Genomic DNA, 14,727 nt, shown 5'->3' with positions numbered 1-14,727 from the left:
CGCCGCGTTCCATGATGACTGCGAACGGCACCGCTCGCCTAAGCCGTCAATCTCCTACTCCACTCACGCAGCCGCCGCCAGCGCCTGTTTCAGCGCCTTCACCAGGTCCATCCGCTCCCAGGAGAAGGAGCCGTCGCGCCCGGGCTTGCGGCCGAAATGGCCGTAGGCCGCGGTCTTGGCGTAGATCGGCCGGTTGAGATCGAGATGGCGGCGGATGCCGGAGGGCGACAGGTCCATGACCTGGCGGATGGCAAGCTCCACCTCTTCCTCGCTGACGCGGCCGGTGCCGTAGAGGTCCACATAGACCGAAAGCGGCTGGGCGACGCCGATGGCGTAGGAAAGCTGGATGGCGCAGCGGTCGGCAAGGCCGGCGGCCACCACGTTCTTCGCCAGGTAGCGCGCGGCGTAAGCCGCCGAACGGTCGACCTTGGTCGTGTCCTTGCCGGAGAAGGCACCGCCGCCGTGGGCGGCCGCACCGCCATAGGTGTCGACGATGATCTTGCGGCCGGTCAGGCCGGCATCGCCGTCCGGCCCGCCGATGACGAACTTGCCGGTCGGGTTGATGTACCAGTTGCAATCGTCGTCGATGGCCAACCCGCCGGCCGAAAGCGCCTCGCGGATATAGGGCTCGACCACCTCGCGCACCTTCCTCGAATCCCAGGTCGCATCGAGGTGCTGGGTGGAAAGGACGATCTCCGTGGCCGCCACCGGCTTGCCGTCGACATAGCGCACGGTCACCTGGCTCTTGGCGTCGGGGCCGAGCTTGGCGGCGTCGCCCTCGCCTGCCTTGCGGGCGTCGGCCAGGAGCTGGAGGATGCGGTGGGCGTAATAGATCGGCGCCGGCATGAGATCCGGCGTCTCGCGGCAGGCGTAGCCAAACATGATGCCCTGGTCGCCGGCCCCTTCCTCGCCCTGCCGGTCGGCGGCGCTATCGACGCCCTGGCCGATGTCCGGCGACTGGCCGTGCAGGAGCACGTCGATCTTCACCGTCTTCCAATGGAAGCCGTCCTGCTCATAGCCGATGGCGCGGATGGCGCGGCGCGCGGCGGAGCGGAACTTCGAGGGGTTGACGGCCGGGTTGCCGCTCTTGTCCATCACGATGCCGCCGGCCTTGTCGCGTTTCAGGAGGCTCTCCGGCACGCGGACCTCGCCGGCGATGATCACGCGGTTGGTGGTCGCCAGCGTCTCGCAGGCCACCCGGACCTTCCACGGGTCCATGCCTTCCTTCTTCGCCTCGCGATAGACCAGGTCGACGATCTCGTCCGAGATGCGGTCGCAGACCTTGTCGGGATGGCCTTCGGAGACGGACTCACTTGTGAAGAGATAGTTTTTGCGCGCCACGGGTAACCCCTCTGAGAAAAAAGGCCGGCTCCCCGCCGGCGTTTGGCGGCACCTTGTTAGCCAATCACCATTGAATTGGTCAAGAAATTATGGATTTGGGCGTGCTGCAAAGCAATACACCGTTTAGATATCGCCCTACGGGGCCGTACGTCTTTTAGGACGCACGACCGGATCAGTCGCTTTGGGTAGTCTCGGCTGCGAGGGCCTTTACCAGGTCGAGCACCTTGCGCCGCACTTTCGGGTCGGTGATCTTCACGAAGGCGCGGTTGAGCTGGATGCCTTCGGAGCTGTTGAGGAAGTCCGTGACGAAAGCGGACCCTTCCTCGGCAAGGCCTGATGCCGGAGCGCCGTCCTCGCCCGGAGCGCCTTCGAAGAAGAAGGAGATCGGCGCGCTCAAGATGGAGGCGATGGCCTGAAGGCGGCTGGCGCCGACGCGATTGGTGCCCTTCTCGTATTTCTGGATCTGCTGGAATGTGATGCCGAGGCTCTCCCCCAGCTTTTCCTGGCTGATGCCCAGCATGTTCCGGCGAAGTCTGATCCTGCCTCCAACATGGACATCAATCGGATTCGGCTTCTTTTTGTTGTTATTCATATATCCCTCGGCATCGGCTCGAACACAGCCAACGAACTCGCGCCTCACCTGCGGGATGGCCCCCCGGTTGCAAACGCGTACAACGACTACCTGCGCATATGTGGAGCGCTTACCCCCAATGTCAATTCAAGCGACCGCGTATGCTTAACAGCAGTGAGAGAATGCCAAAAAACGTGACAAATGTCAGCCCGCGCACCCGGATATGCCCAGTATTTAGGAATTTTACTCTTGGCGCCGGCACGTTCACGTTCAATGCGCCATGGGCGCGCGGGGCGAGGGCATCGATGATCCGGCCACTCGAATCGATGGCCGCCGAGATGCCGCCGGCCGTCGCGGCAAGCAGCGGCAGACCGGCCTCGACGGCGCGAAGCTGGGCCTGCCGCAGATGCTGATAGGGGGCGGACGTGCCGGCATAGCCGGCATAAGCGGCTGGATTGACGATGATGGCGGCCTCGCCCGCCTGGCGCGCCGCGATATCGGGAATGGCGGCCTCGCTGCCGATGAGGGGCAGCGCCCTTATCCCATCGGCGACCGGCAATAGCCGGCGCCTGGTGCCGGCGGCGTAGTCGGTTGCCGGTAACGGCCTTTCGATCCCGGCCATGGACAACAGGCGGGCGAAGGGAAGGTAGTCGGCAAAGGGCAGGAGATGCATCTTGTCGGCGGCGTCGGCGATCTCGCCGCTTGCGTCGACGGCGACAATGGAGTCGTAGAGGCGCCGCGTGCCGGCGCCGGATTCCTCGCGCATGGCGCCGACGAGCAGCACCTGCTCTTCATTGACGGCCTGCCCCAGCGCGTCGAGCAGGTCCGGCCGCTCGGCCAGCACGAAGGGAACGGCCATCTCGGGCCACAGGATGAGGCGGGGGGCGGGAGCGTCGTCCGTGCCGGGGGCGCTTGAAAGCTTCAGATAGGAATCGAAAGCCGCCTCGAACGGCGCGCCCGGCTCGCCCGCGATCTGGACGATGCGGACCTGCAGCAGCGGCTCGTCCGGCGGGAGCATGGCGAGCCGCAGATAGCCGTAGCCGACGACTGCTGCTGCCAAGAGGGCGGCGAGGGCAAGCCCGGCGTGGGCGTGGCGCCCGGTCGCCAGAAGGGCGGGGGCGGAGAAGACGAACACGGCAAGCGCACTGATGCCGAAGACGCCGACGACCTCGGCGGCCTGCATGAGAGGCGGCACCGGCATCGCCGCGTAGCCGATGGCATTCCACGCGAAGCCTGAAAGGAGGATGGTGCGAAGCCATTCGGCGACGCCGAAGCCGAAGGCCAGCGCGGCGATGCGGCCGAGCCCGTCGCTCCACAGGAGGCGGGCGAGAAGGGTGGCGAAGCCGTAGAACAGCGCCAGCAGCGCCGGCAGGCCGAGAACGGCGAAGGGGAGCGCCCAGGCGAGGCCGGCATTCGCACCGGCGAATCCGGCGCCGACCCACCACATGCCGGCCAGGAAATAGCCGAAGCCGAACCACCACCCGGTGGTGAAGGCCGGCAGAAGCTGCCTGAGGCGGCCGCCCGTGCCGACGGCGCCGTCCAGCAGCCAGACGAGGACGGGAAAGGCGAGGAAGCAGGCGGCCTGAAAGTCGACCGGTGCCAGCGCCAGCGACGCCATAGCGCCGGCGAGGAGAGCGACGAGCCGGCGCCGCCACCCCCACGACAGGATCACTCCACCGGCAAGGCGCTTCATCGAGGTATCCGCCAACACGAATCGGGAAGATAGACTTACCAGCAGGCGGGGCGGCTTCCAATCGTGGGTGCTTTTGCTGTTGGGGCCGTTGATTTGCTCTCCGGCCCGTTGTGCACCTCGGCCTCCGCATCATCCCGGCCAAGGGAGCAAAGCGACCGCGAGCCGGGACCCATTCCGGAATGTGGACGAGTCACGGAATGGGTCCCGGACAAGCCTTCGGCTTTCCGGGATGACGCGCGTGCGGGGGGCCCGGGGAGATGCAGCTATGCCCGCTGCAGCGCCCGGTCGATATCCTTGATCAGGTCCTCGGCGTCCTCCAGTCCGAGCGAGAGGCGCAGGGTTCCGGGGCCGATGCCGGCCTGGGCGCGGGCGTCGTCGTCGAGGTTCTTGTGGGTCGTCGTCGCCGGGTGGGTGACGAGGCTCTTGGCGTCGCCGAGGTTGTTGGAGATGCCGATGATGCGAAGCGCATTCTCGAAGGCGAAGGCGGCTTCCTTGCCGCCCTTGAGGTCGACGCAGACCAATGTCGAGCCGCCCTTCATCTGGCGCGCCACGAGATCGGCCTGCGGGTGGTCCTTGCGGCCGGGATAGACGACGCGGGCAACCTTCGGGTGCTCGGCCAGGTAGTCGGCGGCGCGGGCGGCGTTCTCCATCTGCTGGCGCACGCGCAAGGGCAGCGTCTCCAGGCCCTTCAGGAGCGTCCAGGCGTTGAAGGGCGAGAGGCTGGGTCCCGTGTGGCGGAAATAGTCGTGCAGGTGCTCGTCGATCCATGCCTTATCGGAGAGGATGACCCCGCCGAGGCAGCGGCCCTGGCCGTCGATGTGCTTGGTGGCCGAATAGACGACCACATGCGCGCCAAGCTCCAGCGGCTTCTGCAGGAGTGGCGTGGCGAAGACGTTGTCGACGACGAGGCGGGCGCCGATGCCGTTCGCCAGCCTGGCGATGGCGGCGATGTCGCAGACTTCGAGCGTCGGGTTGGTGGGGCTTTCGAGGAAGAAGAGTTTCGTGTTGGGGCGCACGGCGGCTTCCCAGGCCTCCAGCGAGGCGCCGTCGACCAGCGTCGTCTCGATGCCGTAGCGCGGCATCAGGGTCTCCACCACCCAGCGGCAGGAGCCGAAGAGGGCGCGGGCGGCGACCACGTGGTCGCCCGCCTTGAGCGAACATAAAAGCGCGGCGGAGACCGCGGCCATGCCGGAAGCCGTCGCGCGCGCATCCTCCGCGCCTTCGAGCGCGCACATGCGCTTCTCGAACATATCGACGGTGGGATTGGCATAGCGCGAGTAGATGAAACCCGGCTCCTCGCCCTTGAAGCGGGCTTCGGCGGCCTCTGCGCTTTCATAGAGAAAGCCCTGTGTGAGGTAGATCGCCTCGGAGGTCTCGCCGAATTGCGAACGCAACGTGCCCCCATGCACGAGGGCGGTCTGCGGCTTCCAGTCGTCGGATTTATCTGTCATCGTCCCTGCTCAACAAAAAAACCGGCCGCGAAAGCCGGTCGAGCAACGAGCACGGCCTTTTAGCGACTTGTTTAACGTGGCTGCAAGCCGACCGGCCAAATCACCACGGGATAAAATCTCTTTAGACGCGGGAACGCCTTGCGTCAATCGCAAGGGGCGCTAAACGTCCCGGATCAGCCTTCCAACGGAGGATCGATGGCCACTGCGGGTATTTTGCCGGACATTGAGATCGCCGCGCTGTTCGACGACGGCGCGCTCGCAGCACAGCGCCCGCTCGATCCCGACCAGATCCAGCCGGCGAGCCTCGACCTCAGGCTGGGCGACGTCGCCTACCGCGTGCGTGCCAGCTTCCTGCCCGGCCCCGGCCATTCGGTGGCGGGGAAGCTGGAGCGGCTGAAACTGCACGAGTTCCGCCTCGAGGAAGGGGCCGTTCTGGAGGTGGGGTGCGTCTACATCGTGCCCCTGATGGAAAACCTTGCCCTGCCGAAGGACGTTTCGGCCTCCGCCAACCCGAAGAGCTCCACCGGCCGCCTCGACATCTTCACCCGCGTGCTGACAGACAACGGCCACGAGTTCGACAAGATCGCCGCCGGCTATGCGGGCCCGCTTTACCTGGAGGTGAGCCCGCGCACCTTCCCCATCGTCGCGCGGCCCGGCTCGCGGCTTTCGCAGATACGCTTCCGCCGCGGCAACGCGCTGCTCACCGAAGCCGATCTTGCGAGGCTGCACGAGCGCGAGACGCTGGTGGCTTCCGAGACGCCCAACATCTCCGGCGGCGGCATCGCGCTTTCCATCGATCTCGGCGGCGGACCCGGCGATCTTATCGGCTACCGCGCCAAGCACCACACGGGGCTGGTCGATGTCGACCGCAAGGCCGCCTACGACGTGCCGGAATTCTGGGAGCCGCTCTACAATCACGGCTCGCCGGACCTCGTGCTCGACCCGGACGAGTTCTACATCCTCGTCTCGCGCGAGGCGGTGCACGTGCCGCCGGCCTATGCCGCCGAGATGACGCCCTTCGACCCGCTGGTGGGGGAGTTCCGCGTGCACTACGCCGGCTTCTTCGATCCCGGTTTCGGCCACTCAGCCGCCGGCGGCACGGGCAGCCGCGCCGTGCTCGAGGTGCGCAGCCACGAGGTGCCGTTCATCCTGGAGCACGGGCAGATCGTCGGGCGGTTGGTCTATGAAAAGATGAGCGCGCTGCCGAAGACGCTCTACGGCACCGACCTGAAGTCGAACTACCAGGGCCAGGCGCTCAAGCTGTCGAAGCATTTTCGGGCGGGGTAGCACAAGAACCCGGGTGGGGACCAACCCACCGCCGTCATCCCGGAAACTGCAGCGAAGCGGAGGTTGTCCGGGACCCATTCTCGCCTCGCTGAAGCTCCGGCGAAGCGGGCCGGAACGTGGATGAGTCACGGAATGGATCCCGGACAAGCCTTCGGCTTTCCGGGATGACGACGTTAAGGCTGCGTCGCCCCGCGCAGCGCCCGCACCTCTTCCCGGAGCGCCCTGATCTCGGTCAGGATCGCCTCCTGCTCGTGCTGCAGCGCGTTGCGCTCGGCGGTGGCTTCCGCCTCGTGCTCGGCCTGCATGGCCGAGACGATGATGCCGATGAACAGGTTGAGCACCGTGAAGGTGGTCGAGACGATGAAGGGGATGAAGAACAGCCACGCCCAGGGGAAGACCTCCATGACCGGCCGCACGATGCCCATGGACCAGTTCTCCAGCGTCATGATCTGGAACAGGGAGTAGGCCGAGGCACCGATGGAGCCGAACCAGTCCGGGAATTCCGCGCCGAAGAGCTTCGTCGCCATGACGGAGAACACGTAGTAGACGAGGGACAGGAGCAGCATGATCGAGCCCATGCCCGGCAGCGCGGCGATGAGCCCACCGACCACCCGCTTGAGCGACGGCACGAAGCTGACCAGCCGCAGCACCCGCAGGATGCGCAGCGCACGCAGCACCGACAGATTGCCCGTCGCCGGCACCAGTGCGATCGCGACCACGGCGAGGTCGAATATGCGCCAGGGATCGCGGAAGAAGCGCAGGCGGTAGATGGCGAGCTTTGCCATGAGTTCGACGACGAAGATACCGAGGATGAGGCGATCGACGGCCAGCAGGAGCGGGCCCGCCGCCTCGGCCGCACGCTGCGAGGTCTCCAGCCCCAACGTGATCGCGTTGAGGATAATGAGAATGGTGATGGCCGCCTCGAAGCGGCGGGACTCGATGATTTGCTTGAGCGCGTTCACGGGCGGCATCGTCGGTTGATGAAGAACGCCGCAGAAGTGGTACGGCGGCGGCCTTGCGTCAAGCCGGGGCAATTGCCCCTCCGCGAAAAGCCGCTTGACAGCCCGCATCGGCATGGCGATTTAATGGGCGCGCAAGCGGGTGTAGTTCAGTGGTAGAACGCAAGCTTCCCAAGCTTGATGTCGTGGGTTCGATCCCCATCGCCCGCTCCACGGTTTCAACGGTTTAGACGCCGGCGCGCCCTGCCCCGTTTCCCTTCCCTGCAAGGAAAACGCCCCCGGCCAGGGCTTGGCTCTCGGCGCTGATGGGCTTCTTATACCAACGGCCCTTAGCTTTGATCGTTTGTCTATTGGAGCGGTTCAGGCATGGATCCTCGGGTCAAGCCCGAGGATGACGAAGTGGGGATGTCTCCGCAAACCTCCGGCGCTGGGGATTGGCGCAACGCCCCTGCCATCGCCATCCTGGGGCTTGACCCGAGGATCCATGCCTGAACATCGATGCGCTACCAGCAGTCAAACATAGGCCGCTGGTATTAAACCGGCCTGCTTGATTAAGCAGACTAGAACGTATACTTCCCCTCCTGTTTGCTGCATGGGGGGCGCCGGGGCTTGGCGGGCAGCGTCCATTAAAGGGCTTTCCGCATGATCAAGCGCTTTCTCATCGCATTCGTACTTCTTGTTATCGTTGTCGGCGGCCTGGTCGGCTTCAACCTGTTCCGCGACAGGGCGATCCAGGACTTCTTCGCCAACATGCCGGTGCCTTCCGTCTCGGTGTCGACCGTCACCCTGGAACCCATCGATTGGACCCCCTCTATCGAGGCGATCGGCACGGTGAGCGCCATCAACGGCGTCGACCTCACGGTCGAGGTGGCGGGGATCGTCGGCGAGATCCGCTTTCAGGCCAACGATCGTGTCGAGAAGGACGACGTTCTGGTGCAGCTCGACGACGCCACACAGCGTGCCGACCTTGCCGCCGCACAGGCCCAGGCCAGGCTGGACCAGACCAATCTGCAGCGCGCGCTCGAACTGCAGCGCCGCCAGGTCGGCACGGAGGTGAACGTGGAGTCGTCGCGGGCCTCTGCGGATGCCTCGGCCGCCGAGGTCGAGAAGGCGCAAGCAGCCCTCGACCAGAAGCAGCTCAAGGCCCCCTTCGCCGGCGTTGCCGGTATCCCGCGGGTGGTGCTCGGCCAGTACATCACGCCGGGAACGACCGTCGCCACCCTGCAGGACATCGACACGATGCGCGTCGACTTCACGGTGCCCGAACAGGAGTTCGGGCTGTTGAAGATCGGGCAGCCCGTGCGGCTCGGCTCCGACGAGCAGAACCTGTCCTATACCGGCACCATTCGCGGCATCGATCCCAAAATCGACCCCAGTTCCCGCCTGGCCAATGTGCGGGCCGAGGTGGCCAATCCCGACGGCGGGCTGGTGCCTGGGCAGTTCGCGGAGGTGAAGGTCGACCTGCCGCAGGAAAGCGACGTGCTGGCGCTGCCGCAGACGGCGGTGGTGACGAGCCTTTACGGCGACTACACCTATGTGGTGCGGCCGGCCGAGAACGGCCAGGATGGTGAAGACGGCGAGGATGGCGAGGACGGGGCCGACCAGCCCTCGCTCGTCGTCAGGCAGGTGTTCGTGAAGACCGGCCGCCGCAACGGCGAGATGGTCGAGATCGTGGACGGCCTTTCAGCCGGCGATCAGGTGGTGACGGCGGGGCAGAACAGGCTGAGCAACGGGACGCCGGTTACCGTCGCCGACGGCAATGGCGACGGTGGAGACGCCACGGCCCAGGACAGCGCGGAGGCGGCCGGAAAATGAATTTCTCCGATATCTTCATCCGGCGCCCGGTCCTGTCCACGGTCCTGGGCGCGCTGATCCTTCTTCTCGGTCTCCAGAGCCTCATCAATCTGCAGGTACGGCAGTATCCGGAGGTCGAGGAGACCGTGGTCACCATCACCACGACCTATCCGGGCGCCAGCGCGGACCTGATCCAGGGCTTCATCAGCGCGCCGATCGCCCGTGCCGTCTCGACCACCGAAAACATCGACTACGTGACCTCCCAGAGCCGCCCCTCGAGCAGCACCGTGACAGTGCAGATGCAGCTCGGCTCCAATCCCGATATCGCGCTCACCGAGGTGATGTCCAAGGTCCAGGGCGTGCGCGGCGAATTGCCGGAGGACGCCGAGGACCCGGTCATCGTCAAGGGCACGGGCGAGCAGTTCGCCATCATGTATCTGGCGATGCAGAACCCGAACATGACGGCCGAGCAGCTTACCGAGTATATCGAGCGCGTCATCCGGCCGCGCGTGTCGACGATCCAGGGCGTGGCCGAGGTGCAGATCCTGGGCGCTGCCAACTATTCGATGCGCGTGTGGATCGACCCGGTGAAGCTTGCCTCGCGCGGCATGACGGCGAGCGAGGTGCTCGACGCCATCAACGCCTCCAACTTCCTCTCCTCGCCGGGCAAGACCGAGAACAAGGACGTCGCCTATTCCATCACCGTCCAGTCGACGCTGCAGTCTCCGGATGCGTTCGGCGCCATGCCTTTGAAGTCGGACGGCGGCGGCGGGGTGGTGAGATTGCGCGACGTGGCGCGTGTCGAGCTTGCCGCCGAGAGCACCGATACCATCGTCAACTTCAACGGCGAGCCCGGCACCTTCATCGGCATCTTCCCGACGCCGGCGGCCAACCCGCTCGATACGGCCGGCGCCGTCATCGACGAGCTGCCGACCATCCAGGAGACCCTGCCGGAAGGCATGACCATCACCATGGTCTACGACGCGACGGAGCAGATCGGCGCCTCCATCGAGGAGGTGTTCAAGACCATCGGCGAGGCGGTGGCGATCGTCATCCTCGTCATCCTGCTCTTCCTCGGTTCGTTCCGCTCGGTGCTGATGCCGATCGTCACCATTCCGCTGTCGCTGATCGGCGTGTGCTTCGTCCTTTTCGCCTTCGGCTACTCGATCAACCTCCTGTCGCTGCTCGCCATGGTGCTGGCCATCGGTCTGGTGGTCGACGATGCCATCGTCGTGGTGGAGAACATCCACCGCCACATGGAGGAGGAAGGGATGTCGGCCATCCAGGCGGCGTTCAACGGCATGCGCGAGATCTCCTCCGCCGTCGTCGCGATGACGATCACGCTTGCGGCCGTCTTCGCGCCGCTCGCCTTCACTGGCGGGCTGACCGGTGCGCTCTTCCGCGAATTCGCGGTGACGCTCGCCGGCTCCGTCATCATCTCTGGTATCGTGGCGCTTACCATCACGCCGATGATGGCGGCGCGCATCCTGCGGCCCGGCCAGCCCAGCCGCTTCCAGGCCTTCGTCGACCGGACCTTCGAGCGTGTCGAGAACCGCTACGAACGACTGGTCGCAGGCTCCCTGAAATACCGGCCGGTGACGCTGATGATCGTCGTGGCGCTGGTGGCGGTGACGGGCTTCATGTTCCTCAAGACCTCCAGCGAGCTTGCGCCGGAAGAGGACCAGGGTGCGCTTTTCTCGCTGATCACCGCGCCGCGCTACGCGACGTCCGAGTACACTTCCCGCTACGTCGACGAGATGATGGGTGCAACCGCGGACCTGCCGGAACTGAGGGCCAGCTTCTCGGCCGTCGCCTTCGGCGGCGGCACCGACCAGGCCTTCGCCGTCTGGGCCTTCAAGGACTGGGCCGACCGCGACCGCTCGCAGGCCGAGATCCAGCAGGACATCCAGGCCCGCATCTCCAAGACCACCGGCGTCGAGGCGTTTGTCTTCGCGCCGCCGACGCTGCCGGGTACCGGCGGCGGGCTGCCGATATCGCTGGTGATCCAGGCCATCGGCGACCCGAGCCAGGTCTATGAGGTGGCCGAGACCATCAAGCAGGAAGCGGAGGCTTCCGGCCGCTTCATCGTCGTGCAGAACTCGCTTGCCTTCGATGCGCCGCAGGCGACGGTCTCCATCGACCGTAACCGAGCGGCGGCCTTGAACCTGCCGATCCGCGACGTCGCCAGAACCTTGAGCCTGCTCGTCGGCGGCGGCTCCATCGCGCAGTTCGACCGCGATTCGCAAAGCTACGACATCATCATGCAGGTGCCGCAGGAATTCCGGAACAATCCGGAGCGGCTGGGCAACCTCTTCGTGCGCAGCGTGACCGGCGAGATGGTGCCGCTTTCGGCGGTGGTGAACATCTCCACCAATGCGTCACCGGCCTCCATCGAGCAGTTCAACCAGTTGAACGCGGCGACGATCTCCGCCCTTCCACGCCCCGGCGTGACCACCGGCACGGGCCTGCAGACGATCGAGGACATCGCCAGGCGGAACCTGCCGGCCGGTTTCTTCATCGACTATTCCGGGCAGTCGCGGCTCGAGAGGGAGCAGGGCAACACGATCCTGATCGCCTTCGTGCTGGCGGTGGTGGTGATCTATCTCGTGCTTGCCGCACAGTTCGAGAGTTTCCGCGATCCGTTCATCATCCTGATGTCGGTGCCGCTGTCGATCTTCGGCGCGATCATCCCGCTGAATCTCGGCCTGGGCACGCTCAACATCTACACGCAGGTGGGGCTGATCACGCTTATCGGGCTGATCACCAAGCACGGCATCCTGCTTGTCGAGTTCGCCAACCAGCAGCGCGAGCGGCACGGGATGCGACGGCGCGACGCGATCGTCGCCTCGGCGCGCGTGCGGCTCAGGCCGATCCTGATGACGACGGGCGCCATGTCGCTGGGCGTGGTGCCGCTGATCATCGCCTCGGGCGCCGGCGCGGCGGCGCGCTTCTCCATCGGTCTCGTGATCTTCACGGGCATCCTGGTCGGAACGATGTTCACCCTCTTCGTGGTGCCGATGTTCTACACGTTCCTTTCGGGCAAGGACCTGCCGGAACACGCGGAGAAACCGGATCCCGAGCTGATGCCGGTCTTGCCGGATTAGACTGCCGTGCTTGCGCCGGCCACGCGCAATCCATATGTGCATGGCCGGCATTCGACGTCTTGAACAGGATGAAACCGTGTCGGCATTGACGAGATTCCTGGGCGACAGCCCGCTGCGCGTGATCGTGAAACTGCTGGTGATCTCCCTCATCGTCGGCTTCGTCATGAGCGCATTCCACTGGTCGCCGTGGGATATCTTCTATGCGCTGCACGACATGGTGCTGCGCATCTGGAACATGGGCTTTGCCGCGCTCGGCAATTTCCTCGGCTATATCGTGCTCGGGGCGGTGATCGTCGTGCCGGCGTTTCTCATCCTGCGGCTTCTGAGCTATCGGCGGTAGCGCCCGGGGGCGCCTGACGGTTCAGCCAAGGGGCCGCGCGGCCCAGTCGTCGGCGTGGCTGTCGCGTATTTCGGCGATGGAAGCGAGACCCTGGGCCTCCACATAGGCATCCATGTCCCGGACGATGCGCGCGGCAAGGCCGGGGCCTTCGTAGATCATCCCGGTATAGAGCTGCACGAGGTCGGCGCCGGCGCGGATTTTCTCCAGCGCCGTCTCCGCCGAATGAACGCCGCCGACGCCGATGATCGGCAGCCACGGCCCGATGAGCCGGCGCATCTTGGCAAGCACGATGGTGGAGCGGGGGAAAAGCGGCGCGCCGGAAAGGCCGCCGGCCTCGTTGGCGGCGATATCCGTCACGCCGTCGCGCGACAGCGTCGTGTTGGAGACGATGAGCCCGTCCACCCGCTTGTCCAGCACTTCCGCCGCGATGTCGGCCAACGCTTCCTCGGAAAGGTCCGGCGCGATCTTCAGGAACACGGGCGTGCTTGGCGCGAGGCCGGTGTTCCGGCTGTCGCGCGCGGCCATGACGCGGGCCAGGAGTTCGGATAGCTGCTCGCGGCCCTGCAGCGCGCGCAGGCCGGCCGTGTTGGGCGAGGAGATGTTGACCGTCAGGTAGGAGGCCACCCCGGCGAAGACGCGCACCCCCTCCTCGTAGTCCGCCACGCGGTCGGGGCTGTCGCGGTTGGCGCCGATATTGACGCCGACGATGCCGCCGCGGGGGGCGCGGGCGACGAGCCGGGCAAGGGCGCTTTTATGGCCTTCGTTGTTGAAGCCGAGCCGGTTGATGACGGCACGATCCTCGATGAGCCGGAAGATGCGCGGCTTCGGATTGCCCTCTTGCGGGCGCGGCGTCACGGTCCCGCATTCGGCGAAGCCGAAGCCGAGCTTGAGGAGCGCGTCCGGCACCTCGGCATTCTTGTCGTAGCCGGCAGCCATGCCAAGCGGATTGGGGAAGGAGAGGCCCGCCAGCGTGAGGGAAAGCCTGTCGGAGGGCGGCGGCGGGCTGCACAGGGGAACGCCGCTCTTCAGTGCCGCGATGGAAAGCCCGTGCGCCCGCTCCGGATCGAGCGAGAACAGCAGCGGCCGGCTGGCGAGGTCAAGCAGGCGCTTCATGCGGCGAGCGGCGGAAACCGGTGCCGGCCGTCATGCCCGAGCGGCAGCGGCCTGACCCAGCGCACGGCCGAAAGCGCCAGCGGCGCGTAAAGATGCGGGAAAGGCTGCCCGCCGCGCGAAATCTCGTATTTCAGCGCTTCGCCAAGTACGGCCTCATCCACCGCGACGAGCACGAGATCGCCTTGCCCGGCAAAGTGCTTTTCGGCCGTCCCGCGCAGCTGGCCTTCGGTGGAGAAGTGGATGAAGCCGTCGGCGTGGTCGATCGGCGCGCCGGTGAAAACGCCGTCCCGCTCGGCCTGGCGCCACAGCGCTGCGGGACAGATCTTGTAGATCAGCTTTGCCATGATGGCGCTATAATGCCAATGATGGCGGAGTGAAAGGGACAGGCGGTCGCGGATGGCGCTTTTGCACGAACCTATTTGCGGCGCATTCGCCGCCTATGCGAAAAGAAGCAATCGAGCTTCTGGGAGTAAAGCAATGCGAGTTCCGGTCGCCGCCGCAACAGGGCTTCTTCTGCTGGTCCCCGCTGGCCTCGGTGCGCAGGCATACGCGCAGGGAGCGGAGCGTTTCCGTCTGGAAAAGACGGAAAGCGGGTATATGCGCATGGATACCCAAACCGGCGCCATGTCACTCTGCCGCGAACGCTCGGGCCAGCTTGTCTGCAACGTCGCCGCCGACGAGCGCGAGGCGTACGAAACCGAGATGGAGACCCTGCGCGAAAGGCTTTCCGCGCTCGAGGCGCGTGTCGAGGCTCTGGAAGAGCGCGCCGGCGAGGAGACGTCCAAGCTGCCAACCGAGGACGAGTTCGAGCAGACGCTCGGCCTGATGGAGCGTTTCTTCCGCCGCTTCATAGATATCGTGAAGGGGCTTGAGGAAGATAAAAACCAGGAAGAGGGCGGAGGATCCGCCACGCCTAACCGCACCTGACGGCAGCCCTGCAGCACTCTGCCAGCGGCCTTTGTGTTTGACCGCTGGTGGTGCGTCGATGTTCAGGCATGGATCCTCGGGTCAAGCCCACTGGTGTCCGGTTAAATTTTCTGGACACGGCGCATGACATTGATTCTACTCTGTTTC

12 protein-coding genes, 1 tRNA gene and 1 riboswitch are annotated in these 14,727 nt (G+C 65.6%); of the genes, 6 read left to right on the top strand and 7 right to left on the bottom strand.

Annotation, left to right across the window (positions count from 1 at the left end; translation table 11 throughout):
- Positions 1 to 63: 63 nt before the first annotated feature.
- The 4 genes from metK to GM910_RS19035 form a co-directional block, all read right to left on the bottom strand.
- A complete protein-coding gene (metK, locus tag GM910_RS19050) occupies positions 64 to 1,341 on the bottom strand; it encodes a methionine adenosyltransferase (protein ID WP_159590118.1) in 1,278 nt (425 codons plus the stop codon).
- Between the two features lie 172 nt (positions 1,342 to 1,513).
- A complete protein-coding gene (locus GM910_RS19045) occupies positions 1,514 to 1,933 on the bottom strand; it encodes a helix-turn-helix domain-containing protein (RefSeq protein ID WP_159590116.1) in 420 nt (139 codons plus the stop codon).
- 121 nt (positions 1,934 to 2,054) lie between these two features.
- A complete protein-coding gene (gene lnt / locus GM910_RS19040; RefSeq protein WP_159590114.1) occupies positions 2,055 to 3,605 on the bottom strand; it encodes an apolipoprotein N-acyltransferase in 1,551 nt (516 codons plus the stop codon).
- A 263-nt stretch (positions 3,606 to 3,868) separates the two neighbouring features.
- Positions 3,869 to 5,056, bottom strand: a complete 1,188-nt coding sequence (locus GM910_RS19035; RefSeq protein ID WP_159590112.1) for an O-succinylhomoserine sulfhydrylase — start codon at positions 5,054 to 5,056, stop codon at positions 3,869 to 3,871.
- A gap of 39 nt (positions 5,057 to 5,095) precedes the next feature.
- A riboswitch (SAM riboswitch) is annotated at positions 5,096 to 5,173 on the bottom strand.
- Positions 5,174 to 5,251: 78 nt separating this feature from the next.
- Here GM910_RS19035 and GM910_RS19030 point away from each other — a divergent pair.
- Positions 5,252 to 6,343: a 2'-deoxycytidine 5'-triphosphate deaminase gene (locus GM910_RS19030; protein WP_159590110.1), complete on the top strand. Its 1,092-nt coding sequence runs from the start codon at positions 5,252 to 5,254 to the stop codon at positions 6,341 to 6,343.
- Positions 6,344 to 6,516: 173 nt separating this feature from the next.
- On the opposite strand, the gene GM910_RS19025 is transcribed toward GM910_RS19030, so the two are convergent.
- Positions 6,517 to 7,314, bottom strand: coding sequence for an ion transporter (locus GM910_RS19025; protein WP_425482707.1), 798 nt, complete (start codon positions 7,312 to 7,314; stop codon positions 6,517 to 6,519).
- 126 nt (positions 7,315 to 7,440) lie between these two features.
- Here GM910_RS19025 and GM910_RS19020 point away from each other — a divergent pair.
- The 4 genes from GM910_RS19020 to GM910_RS19005 all read left to right on the top strand — a co-directional run bounded on the left by GM910_RS19020 (position 7,441) and on the right by GM910_RS19005 (position 12,540).
- A tRNA-Gly gene (locus GM910_RS19020) sits at positions 7,441 to 7,515 on the top strand.
- Positions 7,516 to 7,944: 429 nt separating this feature from the next.
- Positions 7,945 to 9,117, top strand: a complete 1,173-nt coding sequence (locus tag GM910_RS19015) for an efflux RND transporter periplasmic adaptor subunit (RefSeq protein WP_159590106.1) — start codon at positions 7,945 to 7,947, stop codon at positions 9,115 to 9,117.
- Entirely contained in the window at positions 9,114 to 12,200 is a 3,087-nt protein-coding gene (locus tag GM910_RS19010; RefSeq protein ID WP_159590104.1) for an efflux RND transporter permease subunit, read from the top strand. Before GM910_RS19015 ends, GM910_RS19010 begins: the two co-directional genes overlap by 4 nt.
- 76 nt (positions 12,201 to 12,276) lie before the next feature.
- Positions 12,277 to 12,540, top strand: a complete 264-nt coding sequence (locus tag GM910_RS19005; protein ID WP_159590102.1) for a DUF6460 domain-containing protein — start codon at positions 12,277 to 12,279, stop codon at positions 12,538 to 12,540.
- Between the two features lie 21 nt (positions 12,541 to 12,561).
- Here GM910_RS19005 and GM910_RS19000 read toward each other — a convergent pair whose 3' ends face one another.
- On the bottom strand, positions 12,562 to 13,653 hold the full coding sequence (locus tag GM910_RS19000; protein ID WP_159590100.1) for a quinone-dependent dihydroorotate dehydrogenase: 1,092 nt from the start codon (positions 13,651 to 13,653) through the stop codon (positions 12,562 to 12,564).
- Positions 13,650 to 13,997 (bottom strand): DUF952 domain-containing protein, encoded by a 348-nt coding sequence (locus GM910_RS18995; protein WP_159590098.1) that lies wholly within the window; start codon positions 13,995 to 13,997, stop codon positions 13,650 to 13,652. Before GM910_RS18995 ends, GM910_RS19000 begins: the two co-directional genes overlap by 4 nt.
- 133 nt (positions 13,998 to 14,130) lie before the next feature.
- Here GM910_RS18995 and GM910_RS18990 point away from each other — a divergent pair, with 133 nt between their 5' ends.
- Positions 14,131 to 14,580 (top strand): hypothetical protein, encoded by a 450-nt coding sequence (locus tag GM910_RS18990; RefSeq protein WP_159590096.1) that lies wholly within the window; start codon positions 14,131 to 14,133, stop codon positions 14,578 to 14,580.
- Positions 14,581 to 14,727 lie beyond the last annotated feature (147 nt).

The organism is Chelativorans xinjiangensis (assembly GCF_009812055.1).
Lineage (GTDB): Bacteria > Pseudomonadota > Alphaproteobacteria > Rhizobiales > Rhizobiaceae > Chelativorans > Chelativorans xinjiangense.
The sequence above is the reverse complement of the archived record's forward strand: the minus strand, read 5'-3'. Positions and strand labels throughout refer to the sequence as shown.